The organism is Ensifer sp. ENS06, assembly GCF_014852205.1.
In the GTDB taxonomy this organism is placed as follows: Bacteria; Pseudomonadota; Alphaproteobacteria; order Rhizobiales; family Rhizobiaceae; genus Ensifer; species Ensifer adhaerens.
Genome location: NZ_JACVBC010000012.1, coordinates 87,784 through 106,021 on the forward strand (window position 1 = coordinate 87,784; position 18,238 = coordinate 106,021).

Annotated in this window: 17 protein-coding genes; 11 read left to right on the plus strand and 6 right to left on the minus strand. The window is 58.3% G+C overall.

The window, feature by feature from the left end:
• Nucleotides 1-248 precede the first annotated feature (248 nt).
• The 4 genes from IB279_RS29095 to IB279_RS29110 all read left to right on the plus strand — a co-directional run bounded on the left by IB279_RS29095 (nt 249) and on the right by IB279_RS29110 (nt 4,263).
• Nucleotides 249-980: a LuxR family transcriptional regulator gene (locus IB279_RS29095; protein WP_192340384.1), complete on the plus strand. Its 732-nt coding sequence runs from the start codon at nt 249-251 to the stop codon at nt 978-980.
• A 203-nt stretch (nt 981-1,183) separates the two neighbouring features.
• Nucleotides 1,184-2,251 carry a class I SAM-dependent methyltransferase gene (locus IB279_RS29100; protein ID WP_192340386.1) on the plus strand — a complete coding sequence of 356 codons (1,068 nt, stop codon included), beginning with the start codon at nt 1,184-1,186 and terminating at the stop codon, nt 2,249-2,251.
• 1 nt (nt 2,252) lies between these two features.
• On the plus strand, nt 2,253-3,662 hold the full coding sequence (locus tag IB279_RS29105; RefSeq protein ID WP_192340224.1) for a hypothetical protein: 1,410 nt from the start codon (nt 2,253-2,255) through the stop codon (nt 3,660-3,662).
• A 61-nt stretch (nt 3,663-3,723) separates the two neighbouring features.
• Entirely contained in the window at nt 3,724-4,263 is a 540-nt protein-coding gene (locus IB279_RS29110) for a GNAT family N-acetyltransferase (protein ID WP_192340226.1), read from the plus strand.
• Between the two features lie 124 nt (nt 4,264-4,387).
• Here IB279_RS29110 and IB279_RS29115 read toward each other — a convergent pair whose 3' ends face one another.
• The 3 genes from IB279_RS29115 to IB279_RS29125 form a co-directional block, all read right to left on the minus strand.
• Entirely contained in the window at nt 4,388-4,900 is a 513-nt protein-coding gene (locus tag IB279_RS29115; protein WP_246802178.1) for a GNAT family N-acetyltransferase, read from the minus strand.
• Nucleotides 4,901-4,903: 3 nt separating this feature from the next.
• On the minus strand, nt 4,904-5,179 hold the full coding sequence (locus tag IB279_RS29120) for a DUF1778 domain-containing protein (protein WP_192340228.1): 276 nt from the start codon (nt 5,177-5,179) through the stop codon (nt 4,904-4,906).
• A 673-nt stretch (nt 5,180-5,852) separates the two neighbouring features.
• Nucleotides 5,853-6,044, minus strand: coding sequence for a helix-turn-helix transcriptional regulator (locus IB279_RS29125; RefSeq protein ID WP_192340230.1), 192 nt, complete (start codon nt 6,042-6,044; stop codon nt 5,853-5,855).
• A 164-nt stretch (nt 6,045-6,208) separates the two neighbouring features.
• On the opposite strand from IB279_RS29125, the gene IB279_RS29130 reads away from it, so the two are divergent.
• From IB279_RS29130 to pepT, 7 genes are all read left to right on the plus strand, one after another.
• A complete protein-coding gene (locus IB279_RS29130) occupies nt 6,209-6,766 on the plus strand; it encodes a hypothetical protein (RefSeq protein ID WP_192340232.1) in 558 nt (185 codons plus the stop codon).
• A 150-nt stretch (nt 6,767-6,916) separates the two neighbouring features.
• Complete coding sequence (locus IB279_RS29135; RefSeq protein ID WP_192340234.1) at nt 6,917-8,524, plus strand: ABC transporter substrate-binding protein; 1,608 nt, start codon at nt 6,917-6,919, stop codon at nt 8,522-8,524.
• A gap of 6 nt (nt 8,525-8,530) precedes the next feature.
• The gene (locus IB279_RS29140; protein WP_192340236.1) at nt 8,531-9,508 is read left to right on the plus strand and encodes an ABC transporter permease; all 978 of its coding nucleotides are present in this window, start codon (nt 8,531-8,533) and stop codon (nt 9,506-9,508) included.
• A gap of 11 nt (nt 9,509-9,519) precedes the next feature.
• Complete coding sequence (locus tag IB279_RS29145; protein ID WP_192340238.1) at nt 9,520-10,395, plus strand: ABC transporter permease; 876 nt, start codon at nt 9,520-9,522, stop codon at nt 10,393-10,395.
• On the plus strand, nt 10,392-12,101 hold the full coding sequence (locus IB279_RS29150; protein WP_192340240.1) for an ABC transporter ATP-binding protein: 1,710 nt from the start codon (nt 10,392-10,394) through the stop codon (nt 12,099-12,101). Before IB279_RS29145 ends, IB279_RS29150 begins: the two co-directional genes overlap by 4 nt.
• Before the next feature lie 86 nt (nt 12,102-12,187).
• A complete protein-coding gene (locus IB279_RS29155) occupies nt 12,188-13,420 on the plus strand; it encodes a CapA family protein (protein WP_192340242.1) in 1,233 nt (410 codons plus the stop codon).
• Nucleotides 13,421-13,552: 132 nt separating this feature from the next.
• On the plus strand, nt 13,553-14,782 hold the full coding sequence (pepT, locus tag IB279_RS29160) for a peptidase T (RefSeq protein WP_192340244.1): 1,230 nt from the start codon (nt 13,553-13,555) through the stop codon (nt 14,780-14,782).
• 478 nt (nt 14,783-15,260) lie between these two features.
• Here pepT and IB279_RS29165 read toward each other — a convergent pair whose 3' ends face one another.
• The 3 genes from IB279_RS29165 to IB279_RS29175 all read right to left on the minus strand — a co-directional run bounded on the left by IB279_RS29165 (nt 15,261) and on the right by IB279_RS29175 (nt 18,139).
• Nucleotides 15,261-16,421, minus strand: a complete 1,161-nt coding sequence (locus tag IB279_RS29165; protein WP_192340246.1) for a hypothetical protein — start codon at nt 16,419-16,421, stop codon at nt 15,261-15,263.
• A 525-nt stretch (nt 16,422-16,946) separates the two neighbouring features.
• Nucleotides 16,947-17,822, minus strand: a complete 876-nt coding sequence (locus tag IB279_RS29170) for an ImmA/IrrE family metallo-endopeptidase (RefSeq protein ID WP_192340248.1) — start codon at nt 17,820-17,822, stop codon at nt 16,947-16,949.
• Nucleotides 17,819-18,139 carry a helix-turn-helix domain-containing protein gene (locus tag IB279_RS29175; RefSeq protein ID WP_088680529.1) on the minus strand — a complete coding sequence of 107 codons (321 nt, stop codon included), beginning with the start codon at nt 18,137-18,139 and terminating at the stop codon, nt 17,819-17,821. The genes IB279_RS29170 and IB279_RS29175 overlap by 4 nt, the downstream gene beginning before the upstream one ends.
• Nucleotides 18,140-18,238: the final 99 nt, after the last annotated feature.

Below are 18,238 nucleotides of genomic sequence, written 5' to 3' on the forward strand. Positions count from 1 at the left end.
TGTGTTTGAAGCGGTCAAACGGCCAATACGGGACAGAAGGGCGATGGTGGCAGGCGCGGGGCCAAAAGCCGGCGGGGGTTCACGAGATGCACCGCGCCACGCTCCTTTTGTGTCTCTCCGATCAGATCCGCCACTTGTATTTCCTACAATTCCCCTGCCCGGGCGCTGACGCTAGGATCCGGTCTTTCGCTCTTAAGTGTCAGGCTCGAACTATGGGCAAAATGGCAACGAACCGAGGCGTCCTGCCGCTGATCGATCACCGTAGACTGTCGTTGTCCTTGAGGACTTTGCAGGCAGCGAAGCATCGCGAGAACCTTCAGCCTGCATTGGGCGAGGTTTGCATGCGCTACGGCCTGTCGCACATGACATTCCTTGTCGTTCGCGGCGCAGGGAATTCGAACTCGTACCCCTATTGCTGCACGACCTATCCGGATACGTGGACCGAGATTTACGTAAACAGGCAATACTTCAATATAGACCCCGTCATTGAAGTCGTCCGGTGGGGCTTCATGCCGATTGACTGGTCTTCACTTGATCGGCGGCCAGCATCGGCATCCCTTCTATTTAAAGAAGCGCGCTCCTACGACATCGGTCCGCATGGCCTGACGATCCCTGTCCGCGGCCCGAGAGGCGAGCGCGGCCTCTTTTCCGTAACCTCGACCTTATCCAGGCGCGATTGGTTGCGGCTACGAGCTTCGTGCACCTACGAACTTATGATCATTTCCCACCATCTTCATGAGACGGTCCTTTCTGTCACCGGCCTTCGCGACGCTGGCCGTTATCGTGATCTCTCGCGGCGCGAAGGGCAATGTCTTCAACTGATTGCGAGAGGTCGGATTTCGAAACAGATCGCAGCTGACCTCGGCATCTCGGAAAACTCGGTAAAGCTTTACCTGCGGTCTGCAAGGCTCAAACTCGGTGCCGTTACAAGTTATCACGCGGTTGCCAAGGCAAGCTTCCTCGAGTTGATCAACATCTGACCGCCCTCGATCGCATTCTCGGATCGGGTTTTTTCCTCGACTTCTGGAAAGGTCAAGCTACCGAATTCGGTAGATTGGCTGCCCCTTCGCCTCAGTCCACTGATGGCAACCAGGACCTCACGAAAGGCATGCTGGCGGCAACCGAACATCTCGATGCTGCTTCGATGAAGCGCGCCAACCGCCAGCTGGATTGGGAGATGGCTATGGTGGATCAACGGACGATTGAACGCTGGAAGAACGCTCCCAGGCTCACGTCATTCGCAGCGTTCTTCGAACGAACCGCAAGCGGTCAGGGTGGAGCGCCGGACATTGCCGAACCCCAAGTGGATATGAGCCTGCTTGACTTCGATCTCGAGAGCGCAGTTTTCTCGGATACGCAGCGGCGTCTCTGGGGGCCTTTTGACCGACACTACTTTGCGAGCATTCCCTACCGGCTCGAAGAGGAATGCCGCTTGGGCGCTGCGATACTATCCTTCTGTCTGCGAACCTGGGCGCGCGCGGCTTGCCCAACGACCATATACACGCTGGGCACAGGAACTGGTTGCCTCGCACGCACGCTCGCTACGCTCGCCAACGGTCGCATTGAGGCGCTCTGCTGCAGCCCAACCGACGCAAATCGGGCATGGTTCCTTGCAAACCGGGGAAGTGAGCATGTGCGCTTCTTCCACGGCCCATTCTTTGAGTTGGACGACAATCGCTATGCGACCGACGAAGCTCTTCTCCCATTTCGGGGCGGGTTTGACGTTCTCATGGAGGATACGACGTTTCAGATGTACGATCGCGACCGCATAAATCAGTTGGGTTTTGTCGTCCCGCGCCTGCGACCTGGCGGCATCCTCGTACAGGTGCAGAAGCTCGCGCACGAAGACAGCGACATCTATGAGGAGCGCGAGCGCCAAAAAGACGAGCTTTTTAAATCCCGTTTCTTCTCGACAGGTCACATCCTAAAGAAGAAGGATGAAGTGCTCCGCACCATGACGGACCTTCAAGTCGATCTGGCCACGACGGTCGCCGCGCTGAGGGCATTTTTCCGATACTCGGTGGTGACCTGGAACAGCGGGAACTTCTACACCATCGTGTCAGCCAACTCCCGCGCTTCCGTGCTGGAGCTGGTTTCATTGATGTTGAAACCTGCGATCCCGCCCGGGTATTGCTACGAACAGCTGCCGCTCGCGATTGTTGATACTGAGATGGAACCGTTGGCTCCTGCTCTGACGTGGCGAACGGCCAATGCAATGATGCGGGTCGCGCCGACGCGCCTGGCATCGTGAGATGATCGCAATCCCCCAAGCAAGTGAACATTGCCTCGCGACCGACGTGCGAGGGACGTTGTCGGCCCTGATGCCCCTTGTTTCCAGCTACTGGGGGCGTCCCCTTGGAGATTACGCATCAGTTGCCTACGATGGCGGGAAAATCCGTTCCGAGTGTCCGGTGCGCCATTGTGCGAGGGATTTGCTCGGCTGCTGCATCGAACGGGCGGCGCAGAGGTCCGGCTACGATGCTGCGGAAGCTCGAAGCGCAAGCCTTCAGTTGATGGCGTCTCCGGTACTCCAGACCGGTCCGCACTGCCTGCTTCTGATCGAACCCGATGCATTCTACACGCATCTGTTCAGCCTGTTGGGTCTGAATGCCCACAGCTTGGAATGGTACATCAGCTACAACGCCTCGACGGTGAGTTTTGCGGAGAAGGCAAAGAAGGGCCCCGGCTGGCTTTGGCTCGAAGGGGAGGCCCTCAACGTCTTCGGCTTGCCCCGCAGCCGAATGGATTCATTCAGCCTCTGCGGTCTGGAGGGCTCCTATCGTTTCGCTCTCTCAAATTCCAAAGGCGATGCCGCACCAAACGCATCTGCCGCTCATCTCCTGGCAGAACTGCCGTCAGATGAATTCGCCTCAGCAGCCGACGCGATCAGGGCGGCCAATCAGACGCTTTGGCGCCGCAAGCTCGCCTCCCCTATTAAGCTGCTTCAGCTCGATGATTTCGACATCGCGGACCTGGTCGCCGACCATCTCGACGACGCGGAATCCTGGATGTCGGCTCGCTTCATCGGTGGTAGCAAGATTGCCGAGATCATCCTGAACGCAATGGATCGCTTGAACATGGGGCCATGGCAGGGTTGGGTCCGTAGAACCACCGATCTCTTCTGGCGGCTTGAAAAAGGCAGGATCGTTCCGCTCAGCCTCCAGGATGGCGCCCTCAGAGCCAGCGGTGCTGGTGACTACACAGTGAAGTTCCGGCCGGACTGTATTGCAGTGGCGCTTCGGCAGCGAGCGATCCTACCAAGCCTGTACATGGTTTTCCTGGTGGCTTCCATGTTGCCGGGCGTTCGAGCGCTTGGGGGATGTCGCCAGACCGTATACTACCCTCTTATGCGCTATCTTACCGCGATCGGGCTTGAGCGATCTGGTGATTTCGATCTCTTGACTGACTTGCGAAAGGACAACCGACCAGGGCTTTGGGGTCATCGTGTCTTGAAGCCTGCTGGCGGCTATCCATTTCGGGAGATCCAGAATCTCGCAGCAGCCGGGCCCGCCCTTTCGGCATACGCGGGGCTGACCTTGGAGCAGTCGAGCGGTGATCTCGTCAATTTCACCGGGGACGCGATCTGGGCGAAGCTGTCAGATCACATCGCGACCGGAAAGATCGCCTCCACGTCAACCGAGTGGCGCTGGGCAGGATCGTGATCGTTGGTAGCGGCCGCGCGTTGCAGCAGGTGGCTTTTTTTCCGCCTAATGTAGAGCTTTGATGGAGGCAGAGGTGTCAACGAACACACACGGTTCGGTGATCAGACGATTGTCATTAGATGATGTCGACGTGTTCCGCCGCATCCGACTGGAAGCGCTATCCCACGAACAGCACTCATTTGCGAGTGCATTTGAGGACTGGGCGCAGCTATCCGATCTGGAATGGCGCCAGCACCTGGATCAGCCATTTTTTGCGGCATTCTTGGATTGTGAGCCCATCGGGCTCATGGGGCTCAGGTTTCGACGTCCCCGGAAATTGGTACATCGCGCAAAGCTCGTCAGCGTCTACCTACGGAAGAGCGCACGCGGGACGGGTATTGCCACAGCTCTGTTGAACGCCGTAGCGCGATTTGCTCGGGACCACGGAGTCCTGCAGCTGGAACTTGCGGTAAATGCCGAGAGCCTGCCCGCCGTGCGCTTCTATCAACGCCACGGCTTCGTAGAGGTTGGCCGGATCCCTAATGGCTTGTTGGGCCACGACCCGGCGCCGGCTGAGTTGATTATGGTTCTGCCATTGGCGGAAAAGCGGTCAGCGACTTAGAACATCCGCAAAGGGAACTCGGCCGAACCACTCGGATCTCTTCCAGGAAGGCAAGCATTCTGCTTACCAGGAGCGATCACAACAGTAGCGATCATAGTCAGCAGTTACGGATGAAGCTGCGACCTTAGGGCGTGGCTTTAGCCAGAGACGCGGCGATGTCCCTTGTCGAAAGGATCAGCCGACGTTCCATCCCCTTCGTTTCTTGAAAGTGGTGCTTCATGTAGAAGCGAACTGCGTCGTCGTCGATCGCGTGCACGACCACGCCACGAAACGCGACCACCTGGGCAGCGGAGACAATGCTCATCAGCGCGTTCTTCAGCAACGCGCGGCCCAGACCTTTGCCTTGATGCTCTGCCGTAACCGCAAGTCTCGCGAGAACCGCAACGGGAAGTTCCAATGGAGCTTTCGCTCCCTTAACCGATCTGGAAACATCACTACGATGGATCATTCCAGCGCAAATGGAGTGATAGCCGACCACGCGAGAGTCCGCGTCGGCTATCACGAACGTTCTGCTGTATCCTTGCTCTTGATTATAACGTGCCATGTCCTTGAGCCAATCGTCGAGCGATGGCTTTCCGGAACGAAAACCGTCCAGGATGTGATGATCGGCTAGCGGGCACGGCTTTCGGTAGGACAAGTTTCAGTCCATCCATTCCACTTTGCTCTGGAAGAGCTTCACGAGTTCGTCGCGTGCCTTGCCGGGAGCGGCAAACTGCTCGTTCACAGCGTCGAATACATCGGCGGACACACCAATGAAGCGCTGATCCAGCAATTCCTCTTGCGCGCTATAAACGGATGCTTCCGTCATGAATGCGGTTATGCTCTTGCCACACACTTCCGCCGCTCGTGCAATGAGATCATGCGCTTCAGGGTCGATGCGAAGGTTTACTGTTTTCGTTTTCTTTAGAGCGGACATCTCGATTCTCCAAACTACCGCCATCCAATGTCACCGATGGGGCAATTGTAGCCGGCCGTCGAATACGGCCATGTGTGGGCAATGTAAACACATTCCGCGGAGTTTCAATGAATGAAAGAGGCCTGCCGAGAGTAGTGGCCTGAAACCATTGCGAGATTTTTTGCGGCAGAACTATCGAGAACCGACGGCAATCAGATGTTACAACGCCACTGCCCCTCTCCCGTCAGCGCCAGCCCATGCTATCTACCGCAATCGGCAAGACTGACACCAATGCGTTCCAATCATCTTGATTTTCGGTGAATGCATCGGTCGACTACAGCCCTTTGCAGTTGCCTGTGAGAATTCCGCACGTTTCGCTTGTAGTATTTCTCTGGGTAAGCGAAATTTTGTGTCCGCAACGGTAGGAGGCGATCTTTGGGTTACGACTGGACAGGCAAACGAAAACAGCGCTTGGCGGTTGTACGTTATTGCGCCGCAGCCACGCTGGTCGCCTTCGTCGCTACGCTAGCAGCACAGGTGGTACACAAGGCACTCTAGCACCGCAAAGAGCCCTCGCATTCGCAAGAAGAAGCAGGGCGTCTGAGGATCAGGCTTTAAAAACGTGGGCGTTGATGACCGAGGCTGGGGGAAATCCATGGCCGGATCGGACGGTCAGCAAAGCCTTTGCGTGCCACTACTTCTTGAAGCGAACACCTACGCCGCCGCCATTTTCCGGGATGAACTCGATTCCCGCTTTCTCGAACGCCGCAATAATACCCGAAAGATTATTGGCAATAGGCACATGAGCTCCTCGCTCAAAATCGGCGATGGTCTGGCGTGAGACGTTCGCGGCCTTTGCAAGCTCTGCTTGGCTCCAGCCCAACATAGCTCGCGCTCCACGGCATTGCTCCGTCGTAAGAAGGTTGTTATCCAAGGCAAACTTTCTGATTGACTTCTATCATTCTGTAAGGAACATTGGCGCCGACGATCGGGCAGGTGCTGGAACACCTACCCGATCTGACCACAACCAAGCTATAGGGAGCTCGGATCATGGCTGATTCCGACAATAGCAGAACTTTGTCTCCGGTCACCCGGGGCAACTTCCATTCCGTCGTGGGGGCCTCGTTACCCACATGTCATGATCTCGCAGCCCCCTTGGCCGTGCTGCAGGATGCCCCTGACGATGATCCCGCGATGCTGCTCTGGCACGAATGGCGGATCGCCTGGCACCATTTGAGCGAATCGACCTTGCGCCAGCAGCGGCTCGAAAGATCGCTCTTTTCGGTTGTATTGCCGCCATCGCTTGAACAAGCCGCTGGTGCGCAAGGATACAACGAGGCCCTTAAAGCAGAGGACCGTGCATCGGTCGCGGAGGAGCAGGCAGCCGAAGCCTTGTGGGCGGTGCCGGCAATGTCAATCGCAGGCGCTGTCGCCAAACTCCACGCCATCGTCAGCAAGTGGCAACCCTCCCCTACAAGCCAGGAAGCCCCCTGGCCGCAACTCCGTTCCGCCATCGCCGACTTCTTGCGGATCGATAGCGCCTCCGTTGCGAACGGACGCAATCTCCCGTCGATGCCAGAAATCCCATCCGAGTTTCGAAACGGCTGAACGAGCAACGGTTCAAAAAGCACGCGTGATCGAGGGTTCGTCGCCCATTTCACAAAACAAACCTGCACGCATTTCGACTTGGAGCCACGCGCCGGAGCGCCTCTGCCTCCGCGCTCCGAATCTACCAAAAACCAAAACAAGGAACGCCAAATGAAACTGGGAAACCTATGTCGCCCACCCCTGCTTTCCGCATTTTTGATCTCAGTCGCTCTGTGGAGTGCACCACCCCCGCAGGCGCATGCACAGGAGCGAGGGGAATTGCGGATCGCTACGTCCTACAAGCTGATGACGCTCGACCCCCAATACGCCAACCTCAATGAAAACACTTCATTGCTTTCCCATATCTACGAGCGCCTCCTATATCAGGACGAGAGTCTGGAGTTGAAGCCGGGGCTTGCCACTTCCTGGCGACCACTGTCCGACACGCAGTGGGAGTTCAAGCTTCGCGCAAACGTCCGCTTTCACGATGGCTCAGAATTCACGGCGGACGACGTCGCCTACTCGATCGCGCGCATCCGCGATTTCCTGAACCCGCCGACCGCTGGGTTTCGCTCCTATGTGAAAGGGATCGAGTCGGTCTCGACACCCGATCCTCTCACTGTCCTTATTGAGACGAACGGCAAGGTTCCGAACCTTCCACTTTTCTTCTCTTCCATCTTCGTGATGAACCGGCCTTCTGAGGGCTTCGCAACAACGGAGGACCTAAACGCCGGCAGTCCTCCCATCGGCACCGGACCCTACCGGTTCGAGAGCTGGAGTTCGGGAGAGAGCCTGACGCTCACAAGGAACGACGACTATTGGGGCGGCAGGCCGACCTGGCGAAAGGTTGCGTTCCGGGTCATCGAAAACCCGGCCGCCCGCGTGGCGGCGCTCAGCACCGGAGGGGTCGATTTGGCCGATGCCATCCCGGCGCGCGACGTGGCCATGCTGAAGCAGCGGGGCGCCATGATCGCGAGCGTTGGTGCCGCACGTATCAACTTCGTGGAGTTCGACGTTTCGAGAGAGACGCTTCCGGACGTTACGGATAAGTCCGGCGAGCCGATCGCCAATCCGTTCAAGAACGCTCTGGTGCGCCGTGCGCTTGCGATGGCGACGGACCGAGGCATTCTTGTCGACAAGATCCTCGCGGGATATGGCACGGCTGCCGCTCAGATCTTTCCAATCGGTCTGCCGGGCACATCGGCAAATCTGGTGCCCGTAGCGCCCAACTATGAGGAGGCAAAATCCCTGCTTTCGGAGGCCGGCTTTCCTGATGGATTCAACCTCGTTCTCGCCGGACCTGCCGGACGCTATCCCGGCGACGCCGAGAGCCTTCAGGCCATCGCGCAAAGCTGGGCCCGCATCGGCGTGAACGCCCAGCCATCAATCGCACCGTTCTCTGTCTTCAATACCAAGCGGGCGGCCGGCGAATACGCCGCTTGGTATGGCGGCACCTCAGGCGAGGCGGTGGACATCATCCTTCATGCGCTGCTGGCGTCCCCGAACCCCGAGCGCGGAACCGGTGCGCTGAATTTCGGAAAGTATCGCAACGAGACCTTCGACGAGATGCTGGCAAAGGCTGAAAGCATCCAGGAAGGGCCGGGGCGAAACGAGGCGCTCGCACTTGCGACGGAGTTCGTGATGGCCGACCAGCCGATCATACCGCTCTACAATTTTCACCACATCGTCGGTTACGGACCGCGGATCAGTTCCTATGCAATTCATCCGCGCGGTTGGACGACGGCTATGCAGACACTTGCGGCGGCGGACACGGAGTAATCGATCGTGGCTTTGATTTCTGTTGCACTTGGAAGGCTGTCGCAAGCCTTCCTCCTTCTTCTGGCCATGTCTTTGATCGGCTTTATCGGCATTCACAGCGTCGGCAACCCGGTCTTCAACATCGTCAATATCGAAACCGCCACGCCGCAAGATATTCGGCAAGCAACGATTGCGCTCGGATTGGATCAACCGATCTGGCGCCAATACCTGGTCTTCATCGACAATGTCATCGAGGGAAACTTCGGAACCTCGTACATCTATCATCAGCCGGCCTTCGAACTGGTGATGCGCAAACTGCCGGCAACACTGGAGCTCGCCTCGCTCGCCATGCTGATCGCAGCACCGCTTGGAACCGGTCTCGGTCTTGTCGCCGGCCGGCGTATAGGCACGCTGTTCGACCGCACCCTACTCAACGGTAGCGTTTCGGCGCTCAGTATCCCCTCGTTCTGGCTGGCGATGATGTTGATCCTCGTCGGGGCCATCCTGACCGGCTGGCTTCCGTCCGGTGGACGCGGCTCGACCGTGCGCGTCCTCGGTGAGGACTGGAGTTGGCTGACCGCCAATGGGCTCTGGCACCTCGTGCTTCCGGCCTTGGCGCTGGCGATCCCGAACATCGCGCTGATCGCCCGGCTGTCGCGTTCCGGCACAATAGAGGTCGAAAGCCAGGACTTCACCCGGTTCTGCCGCGCCAAGGGACTGTCATCGCGGCGGATCCTCGTCCGCCACACGCTGCCGAACATCAGTGTGCCGATCGTGACGATCATCGGCCTGCAGTTCGGCGGCATGCTCGCCTTTGCCGTGGTGGTGGAATCGATCTTCTCGTGGCCGGGCGTCGGCAAGCTTTTGATCGACTCCATCCAACTGCTCGACCGCCCGGTGGTTATGGCGACGCTGACCTTCATCGCAGTCGCCTTCGTCGTGCTCAATGCCCTTGTTGATCTCTTCTACGCCGTGCTCGATCCGCGCGTGCGCCTGTCTTCATAAAGGGGACCGCCATGAAAGCCCAAATCCTGAGCGCGCTTCAGAAGCGTCGATACGGACCGGTTCTGACCGCGTCAAAGCTGCTGCTCGCCAGCTACATCCTGGTTGCCATTGCCGCACCGCTGATCGCGCCGCAAAACCCTTACGATCCGCTGCAGATCTTTGGCTGGGAAGCGTCCTCGCCTCCCGCAACACCCGGCAGCGGTGGTTATCTCTACGTGCTCGGAACCGACGGTCTCGGCCGGGATATCGTCAGCACCATACTCTACGGCCTGCGCATCAGCCTGGTCGTGTCGATCGTGAGTAGTGCCCTCGCCGCGCTGATCGGGCTGACGGCCGGCGTCAGTGCCGCCTACTTTGGCAGATGGGTCGATGTCGCGATCATGCGGCTCGTCGACCTGCAGCTCAGCCTGCCGACCATCCTGATTGCGCTGATTGCCATCGTCACGCTCGGACCGGGCATCGACCGGATCATCCTGGCACTGGTCATCGCGCAATGGGCGACGTATGCCCGGATCGCCCGGAGCGTCGCACTCAGCGAGGTCAAGAAGCCCTACATGGATGCAGCCCGGCTGATGCGGCTGCCGACATTCCGGATCATCTTCCGTCATCTGCTGCCAAACAGCATTGCGCCCGCCATCACTCTGATCCCGATCGAGGTGGGCCACGCGGTGGCGCTGGAGGCGACGCTGTCCTTCCTCGGGCTCGGCGTTCCGATTGATAAGCCCTCGCTCGGCTCCGCCGTCGCCAACGGCTTCCAGTATCTGATGACCGGCCAATACTGGATCAGCCTGTTTCCCGGGCTCGCCCTCTTCGGTCTGATCGCCAGCATCAATCTCGTCGGCGAGGACGTTCGCCGCAGCCTCGATCCAAGGAACCAGACGCGATGACAGTGGAACACGTGAACACCGCCCTGCGGCCGCCATTGAACGCAGGATCCTCGACGCCTCCGTTGGTCCCATTGCTGCGGGTCGAGAACCTTAGCCTTCGCCATGTTTCCAAGGCCGGCCCGATAACGATCCTCAGCGATGTCAGCTTCGAACTCGGGCGTGGCGAGATCCTTGGGCTCATCGGCGAATCGGGCGCCGGCAAGTCGACGGTCGGCAATGCCATCCTCGGCCTGCTTGCGCCCGAGTTCCAGCAGACATCCGGATCGATCAGCTTCGACGGCAAGGTCTTGGACATGATGACGACCGAGGAACGCGAGGCGTATCGGGGAAAGCGGATCTCGGCGATCTTCCAGGACCACACCGCCTCGCTCGATCCGCTCATGTGCGTCGGCGCCCAGGTGGAGGAAACCTGCCTTGCTGTCGATGGCTCACTTTCCAGAAGTGCGGCACGCGCCCGCACGCTGGATCTCCTCGCCCGTGTCGGCATTGCGCAGCCGGAGCGGAGATACCACAGCTACCCGCATCAGTTCTCAGGCGGACAAAGGCAGCGGATCGTCATCGCCATTGCTCTCGCCGGCTCTCCAGACGTCATCATAGCCGACGAACCGACGTCTGCGCTCGATGCTACAGTCCAGAAGCAAGTCCTCGAACTGCTCAGAACCCTCGTCGAGGAAACGGGTGTCTCGATCATCCTCGTTACCCACGATATGGGCGTGATCTCCGAGATCACCGACCGGGTCCTCGTCATGCGGACGGGCGAAGTGGTAGAGCAGGCCCGGACGACCACCATTCTCGATCAGCCCTGCCAAGACTACACCAAAAGACTGCTCGCCGCCGTTCCCAGGCTCTGCATCCCGAGTGCGCACACCGAGGACGGCCAAGGGATTGATCCAGCGACACTGGGGGACAATCGTCTGCTTCTCGTTGCGAAAGGCGTCTCGAAACAATTTGCGCCCCAGGGTATTGCCTGGAGCTTTGGCGGGAGCAAACCAAGATTTGGTCTGCGTGACGTCGGAATTCAACTGCCGCGCGGCACAATCACCGGCATTGTCGGCGAAAGCGGAAGCGGAAAGACGACGTTCGGTCGCATCCTCGCCGGTCTGGATACAGCGCAGGCGGGCAGGATCAAGATCGGCGAACGGGCATTCGACATCTCAAGGAGCGGCCGTCGCAGTGGGCTCATCGGCCGCGTGCAGATGATCTTCCAGGATCCTTCCGCATCCTTGAACCCGCTAATGACAATCGCCGAAACACTTGGCGAGAGCGTCCGCTTCGCCGCCAACGCGAATATTGATCCCGAACTCAAAAACGTGACGGCGATGATGGATCGGCTCGGCCTTCCTCGAAACCTGCTTTCCCGCCATCCGCATCAGCTCTCCGGTGGCCAGAAGCAGCGCGTTTGCATCGCTCGCGCACTGTTGGCAGAGCCAGAGATCATCGTTGCGGACGAGCCCACATCGGCGCTCGATGTGTCGGTTCAGGCCGAGATCGTCAAGCTTCTGAAGGACACCATCACCGAGCGGGACATGACAATGGTCTTCATCTCCCATGACCTCGCCATCGTCCAGCAGATGTGCAGTTCCATCTACATCTTCAAAGACGGTCGGGTCGAGGATTTCGGGACTTCCGATTTTATCTTCTCGCGCTCCGACAATCCCTACACGCGTGCACTCATCAATGCCCGCCCGCACCGGTTCACATGTTGAGCGGCGCGGCACGTCGTAATGACGGATCCCAACCGGCATAGCCAAGCTACAAACGCGTGGCGCGCATCGCCACAGAAGGTCACCCAATGAATGACAGGTTCAAATTGGCCGTGACGGGCCAATCGCTCATCAAGCACGATATCCGCGACATCCCAGACCCGGCCTTCCGTGAAGTCCAGCGCCTTCTGCGGCAGGCGGATCTCTCGTTTACGAACTTCGAGGGGACCATCCTCGGGAGCCACGGCGGCTGGCCACTTAAGGGGTCGTTTTTTGGCTGCAGCGATCCGATCGTTCTCGATACCCTTCGCGCGATCGGGTTTGGCGCGCTATCGCTTTCGAACAACCATGCGTTCGACCTGGGCCCCTCCGGCGTCCTGTCGACGCTCGAGGAAGTGGAGAGGCGCGACTTCCTCCATGCCGGTCTCGGCAGAGATCATAGTGAGGTCTCGCGCGCCAACACGGGTTCGATCGGCGGGCGGCGCGTCGCCATCGTCGCGATGGACGGTGGCCCCGGTCCGGATTTCATGTATGCCGCCAATGCTGACGGCAATCGCCCCGGCCGTCCGGGCGTCAACCGGCTGGGGCTCACCCAGAGGATCGAAGTGGACGAAGCCGCATTTGAACAGCTTGCAGCCATCCGCGACAGGGTCGGTTATACGGCGATCGATCTTGCCAATGACAGCCAGCCGGACGATCGCCCGCATCTCGACCCCGAAACCGAGATCGGCATCGCTCGCGCTGTGTTCAGTCGATCGGAAAGGTTTGGACGTAGCGTCAGGATCGATGAGGACGATCTTGCCAGGAATCTCGCCTCAATCACGGCTGCGAGTGCGGACGGATCCCTGGTGATCGCCTATCTGCACCATCATCATTGGGCGTCCGACTGGTATCAGGTTCCCGACTGGGTCGGCGGCGTTGCCAAACGATGCATCGATGCCGGCGCTGCCATGTTCGTAAGCCACGGTGCGCCCGTCCTGCAGCCGATCGAGGTCTATCGAGGCCGGCCGATCTTCTACAGCCTCGGTAATTTCATATTTCACGTCCGTTCGGAGAAATCGACCTGGACGGCGCCGGAGGTCTGGGAGAGCGTTATCGGGCTATGCTCGTTCGGCGAGGATAACAGACTCCTCGAAATCACCCTTCATCCCGTCATCATTGGCGGCGAGCATGGGTTGGCAGACAGGCTGGAACAACGCTTGGCGCCGCATCTTGCGACGCGGGAAAGTGCCGAGCGCATCTTGCGGCGGTTTTCCGAACAATCCGCCAGGCTCGGCGTCGATGTAGGAGTCTCCGACGGTGTCGGCGTTATCAGGTTTTAGCCGGAGGAACCTGTGAGGGGATGGCCGGATCAGCTCGCGCGTCTCCGGACGCTGCGGGGACGGCCGTGAGCCGGCCCAATTCAGAAAAAACGCGGCCAAGAAGGGCCGAAACTGCTCCAGGAGATGAAGAACATGGAAGTTCGGCAACAGCTCGTCAGCCGGTTTTTTCGCTATGCCGCGATCGAGAGCCAAAGCAATGGACGCTCCCAATCCATCCCCTCCTCGCCAGGACAGACGGAGCTTGCCACCCTGCTCGCCGACGAGATGCGCGCACTTGGCCTTGAGGACATCCTCGTCGATGAGCATGCCATCGTGACGGGCGTCAAACGGGGTCACCGCCCACACGCTCCGCCAATCGGCTTCATTGCGCATCTCGACACGGTCGACGTCGGCCTCTCGCCTTTCGTTCGCCCGCAAATTCTCCGCTTCGAAGGCAAGGACCTTTGTCTCAACCGCGAGGAAGATATCTGGCTCCGGGTCAACGAACATCCGGAAGCTCTAAAGTGGAAGGGCGATGACATTATCGTCAGCGACGGAACAAGCGTACTAGGTGCGGATAACAAGGCTGCCATCGCGATCATCATGACGCTACTTGCCGAATTGGATCGGCAGCGCAGCCACCACGGAGATGTCTTCGTCGCCTTCGTGCCGGACGAGGAAATCGGTTTGCGCGGAGCCAGGACGTTGGATCTTGCCCGGTTCCCGTGCGAGTTCGCCTACACGATCGACTGCTGCGAACTCGGCGAGGTGGTTCTTGAGACATTCAATGCTGCATCCTGCGAAATCATCTTTACCGGCGTCAGTGCGCACCCAATGTCGGCGAAGGGGACACTGGTCAATCCGCTCTTGATGGCGACTGATTTCATCTCGCAGTTCGACCGGGAGGATACGCCCGAATGCACCGAAGATCGCGAAGGATTCTTTTGGTTCAAGGATCTTATCGCCAATGACAGCGAGGCAGCATTGACCGCGCTGATCCGGGATTTCGAACCAGATGGCTTCAATCGGCGAAAACGTCTGATCGCCGAGACGGTGGAACGAATAGGATCACGGTATCCCTCAGGTGGTATCCGCTATCAAATCAACGACACTTACCGAAACATCTCCACGAACCTCTCTCTTGACGAGCGTGCAGTAGCTCTTCTGTTCAAGGCCATGGATGGACTCGGGATTGAAAAGAAATTGATTCCAATGCGCGGCGGCACGGACGGCGCGATCCTCTCAGCTCGAGGAATACCAACACCGAACTTCTTCACCGGCGCTTATAATTTTCACTCGCGCTACGAGTTTCTGCCGGTCGCGGCTTTCGAAAGATCGCTGGAGGTTGCGTTGAAGATTTGCCTGCTGGCAGCGATTGGCTGACCAGGGCAGATGAGCGGGCATCGGAAGAATTGGATTTCGACGGGCGCTAACTGCTTGGTCGGTAACAGGTGTCCGCGCCCACATTGTCCGTTGTGGCCTATTCTGTGATCCGCCGTCCATGGACGAACAAAGGGAGCTACTCGATGGACACTACGTCAGCGGTTCGCACAAACTGGGCAAGCCAGACGTGAAGGTCATCGCCAGTGCGGGACGAGGTTAAGGCCAGGATCGTTTTGTAGGCTCTAAGGCCTGAGACAAGGCTTAAGGCGAACAACCTATCGTCCCAGCGCAAAGTGGCCTGGCAGGGACGGCCGCTTCGCGCCCGCATTCCGGTCGTTGAATCCAGTTCCACGATGTCCCAAAAGCAGCCCTTCAGCTCGAGCCACCCTGTTGTCGAGGATGGGGCGAGGAGCGGTCGCGACCAACGCACCTGCCCATTAACATGGCTCTCTGGGCAAGAGGGTTGGTCGCAGGCGGATTACGATTCCTTCGGTTTCCTATCCGGTGAGCCGCCATACTGAGCATAGGCGTCCAGCATCATTTGCGTATACTCACTCGTGCTAGAGGCCATCTCGCCCAGGCCCGGCCAGGCGAAAGGTATCGTGGACCAACTCGAGACAAGTTCAACCTCAAGATCTAGTAGCTCCGCTACAGCCAAAGCCTGAACGGGGTCCTTGCCCTCCGGCCACAAATCTTCCTCAAGAGCAATCCAGACGCCATTCTCGTCATCGACACTGATCTCAGCCTGAAGAGCGCCCAGCTTCTCGCTTATGTTGGTAGCGTCATCAAGCAAAGCGCTGCGGATGAGCAGAGTAATCTTCTCTTCATTCAGGTCGAGCTTGGCCCTGCCATCGACAATCCGGAAATCGGGCTCGTCGCTATCCAGGGCACCGTCAGTTTTCACCGGGAGGAAAGACTTGCCGTCATCATCAGACCAGAATGGCGTGTCAAAGATGTCGAGAGGCGATGCCCCGCATCCTGGGCAATGCCAGAGGTTTTGAGCGATCTGGGCGCCGGTGATCTTTCCATCGCAATGTAGACAGAACCACACGGCCGACTCGTCGCGGCTTAGCGGATGTCGAACCACACCACTAAGGTCAGGCTTGGTAGACCGTCGGGGCCAATCGGCAGAGATTTCCGCGCGAACCCGAAGAGCCCGATCTCTGACCAGACTGAGTGCTCTCTGCAAGAATTCTGGATCAAGGACAGGGCATTCCGCTTCCTGATCCGCAAATGTCTCGACGATCGGGGGCACGCCGGGGTTCTCTGGCAACCTGATGCTCCATCCTTCACCTGCTATGATGACGTCGTGGAAAACCTCTTGAAGCCGATATGCATGATCCCCAATCATGCCCTGTTCGGCCTGTTCGAGGTATACGAAGCGCCGGTTCATGGTTTCGGGATCACCGTCCCGGAAGGTTGCCGCCGGGAGGGGGCGCTTGACGAAGGCTTCGAGGGCCGCCATTTGTTCGGTAGCGATCTGCCAACCTTTCTTGCTGGCGGCGATGAGCTTGGTCCAGTGAGGGAAACCGAGTTCCCCCGCAATCAGGTCGAGGGCCTGATGTTGCGCGATCCTGTTTGCCCGCGCGTGTCGCTTTGCCAGAGCCTTAAGTCTGCGAAATTCTTTTGTTTCGGTCATTATCCATATCCTGGAATGATCCGACCATGTGCCCGCTAATGGCCAGACCCATGCCCATTGGCATGGAGTGACACTTTTAGGATTTAAACGCTGACATAGCTTTGCGTGGCGGGCACACCGGCCCGCGTGTAGGGCCATGCTTTGTATGCCAAGCATGACGATAGCGGTCAAGCCTATCTGTATTTGCTCACAGCGATACGGCGCAACGCTGCTGGCCCGCATTCGAACTGCAACATCTCACCACTCGTGGAAGAACAATGCGCGTAGGGTAAAATGGGGATGGAGCAACAGTTACGGGTCGGCAACGGTCGGCAATGCGCCTTTACATCAGACATGGAGAGTGCGTCAGCAGACACCTGGAAGCGGACATTGCTGAACAGATGGCAATGACCTACGACCAAACTTAATCGAGTGAGCGGCGTAGCGAAATTGGCTTTATGCGCCGTCGCAAAACCTGAAAATCGCGACGTTGCTTAATAGCTTGGCCGGGGGGTAAAAGCAGCAATCTCCCAAGGGTAGGCCATCTTAACGGCGGAACCGTGGTGTCCAACTTTCTTCGAGGGCTTCGATCTCCTCGGCGTCGTCAATTTCATCGGGAGCAATGAAAAGCAGGGTAAGCTGGTACCCCTCCCGTTGAAGCAGCGTCTGCTCCAGCACTTTTGGGCAATGAGAACGGCCTTCACCGGTTAGCCAGACACTCCCCTGAATTTCAGCCCATTCTGACGGACCGGATTGTGTGCGGTCAGAAGATCGCCCGGATAGGCTTCGCTCTGGAAGATGATGTTTCGAGCGAACCGACAGAGGTGGAAAATCCTTGGTCGCCCTAGTGTATCGAATAACCCCGTCTTTCGAGAAGACGAAGGCGCAGCAATCTTCCGTCAGCTCGACATATCGGGCCACAGTCGCCTCGACGCTTGTCCCGTATTGTCTAGCAAGCGATTTGACGTGCTCTACGTCGGCATCGCCCAGCTTACGCATATCGGAAACGAACCATGGCCTCGGCATAAGTATGCCGGCCGCGAACCGGTTGGCTTCTGTTTCCTGTTTCTGAACTAGCGTTTCGATCCGCCGCTCGCTCATGTCCTTTTTCGTGCAGCGCTGATCCCCCTTATGCCACGGGATCAAGAAATGTCCGATCTCGTGAGCGATGGTGAAGCGTCGACGCCCACCTTTTGTCCCGGCCTTATAGAGGATGACACCCTTCCGTTTGTCTGGATCGGTGGTGAGGCCGCCCTCGAACTCCTCTGTTTCCATCTCCAGAATGTCGATAATGTTGATGGAGCGGGCCAGATCTTCGATTGGGACTGGCGCCGTCCAGTCCGGGTGATGGCGAAGGATGCAAGAGATGATAGACTCTGGGGCGGCACAGTCCGCGAGATCCATCATCAGCTCGTCGTTCATTTCGTGTCCTTATCTTTCAGGCGGTCAGCGACAACGCGCAGCGTTTCCCAATCCTTATCAGAAAGCTTGCCGCCGAACTCGCGGAAAAACTGTAATGAGGACGGGTCGTGCTCGTCTTTCTCGTCCTCGGCGAGGTATTGAACGGTCACGTTAAAATGAGCGGCAAGCTTCTTCAGAAGCTCCAGTCCCGGATTGGTACTGGTTCCCTTCTCCAGTTCCCAAATATGAGCCTTCGAGACTGATACGGCATCGCCAACCTGTTGTAGCGACTCTCCGCGCTTCAACCGAAGCTCCTTGAGCTTCGAAGCTAATGACATTTCTGATCTCCCTTACATGCTCTGCGGAAGCAGCCAGTATGTGGAAAACGCCGTTCTGTCAAATGAACGACGCGTTCGCAGTTGACAACGCTACGATCG

Bases quoted from the DNA above. Each gene is read 5' to 3' on its own strand.
- IB279_RS29100 (WP_192340386.1), top strand. From the start codon at position 1,184: ATGGTGGATCAACGGACGATTGAACGCTGGAAGAACGCTCCCAGGCTC.
- IB279_RS29105 (WP_192340224.1), top strand. From the start codon at position 2,253: ATGATCGCAATCCCCCAAGCAAGTGAACATTGCCTCGCGACCGACGTG.
- IB279_RS29110 (WP_192340226.1), top strand. From the start codon at position 3,724: ATGGAGGCAGAGGTGTCAACGAACACACACGGTTCGGTGATCAGACGA.
- IB279_RS29120 (WP_192340228.1), bottom strand. From the start codon at position 5,179: ATGTCCGCTCTAAAGAAAACGAAAACAGTAAACCTTCGCATCGACCCT.
- IB279_RS29125 (WP_192340230.1), bottom strand. From the start codon at position 6,044: ATGTTGGGCTGGAGCCAAGCAGAGCTTGCAAAGGCCGCGAACGTCTCA.
- IB279_RS29130 (WP_192340232.1), top strand. From the start codon at position 6,209: ATGGCTGATTCCGACAATAGCAGAACTTTGTCTCCGGTCACCCGGGGC.
- IB279_RS29135 (WP_192340234.1), top strand. From the start codon at position 6,917: ATGAAACTGGGAAACCTATGTCGCCCACCCCTGCTTTCCGCATTTTTG.
- IB279_RS29145 (WP_192340238.1), top strand. From the start codon at position 9,520: ATGAAAGCCCAAATCCTGAGCGCGCTTCAGAAGCGTCGATACGGACCG.
- IB279_RS29150 (WP_192340240.1), top strand. From the start codon at position 10,392: ATGACAGTGGAACACGTGAACACCGCCCTGCGGCCGCCATTGAACGCA.
- IB279_RS29155 (WP_192340242.1), top strand. From the start codon at position 12,188: ATGAATGACAGGTTCAAATTGGCCGTGACGGGCCAATCGCTCATCAAG.
- pepT (WP_192340244.1), top strand. From the start codon at position 13,553: ATGGAAGTTCGGCAACAGCTCGTCAGCCGGTTTTTTCGCTATGCCGCG.
- IB279_RS29165 (WP_192340246.1), bottom strand. From the start codon at position 16,421: ATGACCGAAACAAAAGAATTTCGCAGACTTAAGGCTCTGGCAAAGCGA.
- IB279_RS29170 (WP_192340248.1), bottom strand. From the start codon at position 17,822: ATGAACGACGAGCTGATGATGGATCTCGCGGACTGTGCCGCCCCAGAG.
- IB279_RS29175 (WP_088680529.1), bottom strand. From the start codon at position 18,139: ATGTCATTAGCTTCGAAGCTCAAGGAGCTTCGGTTGAAGCGCGGAGAG.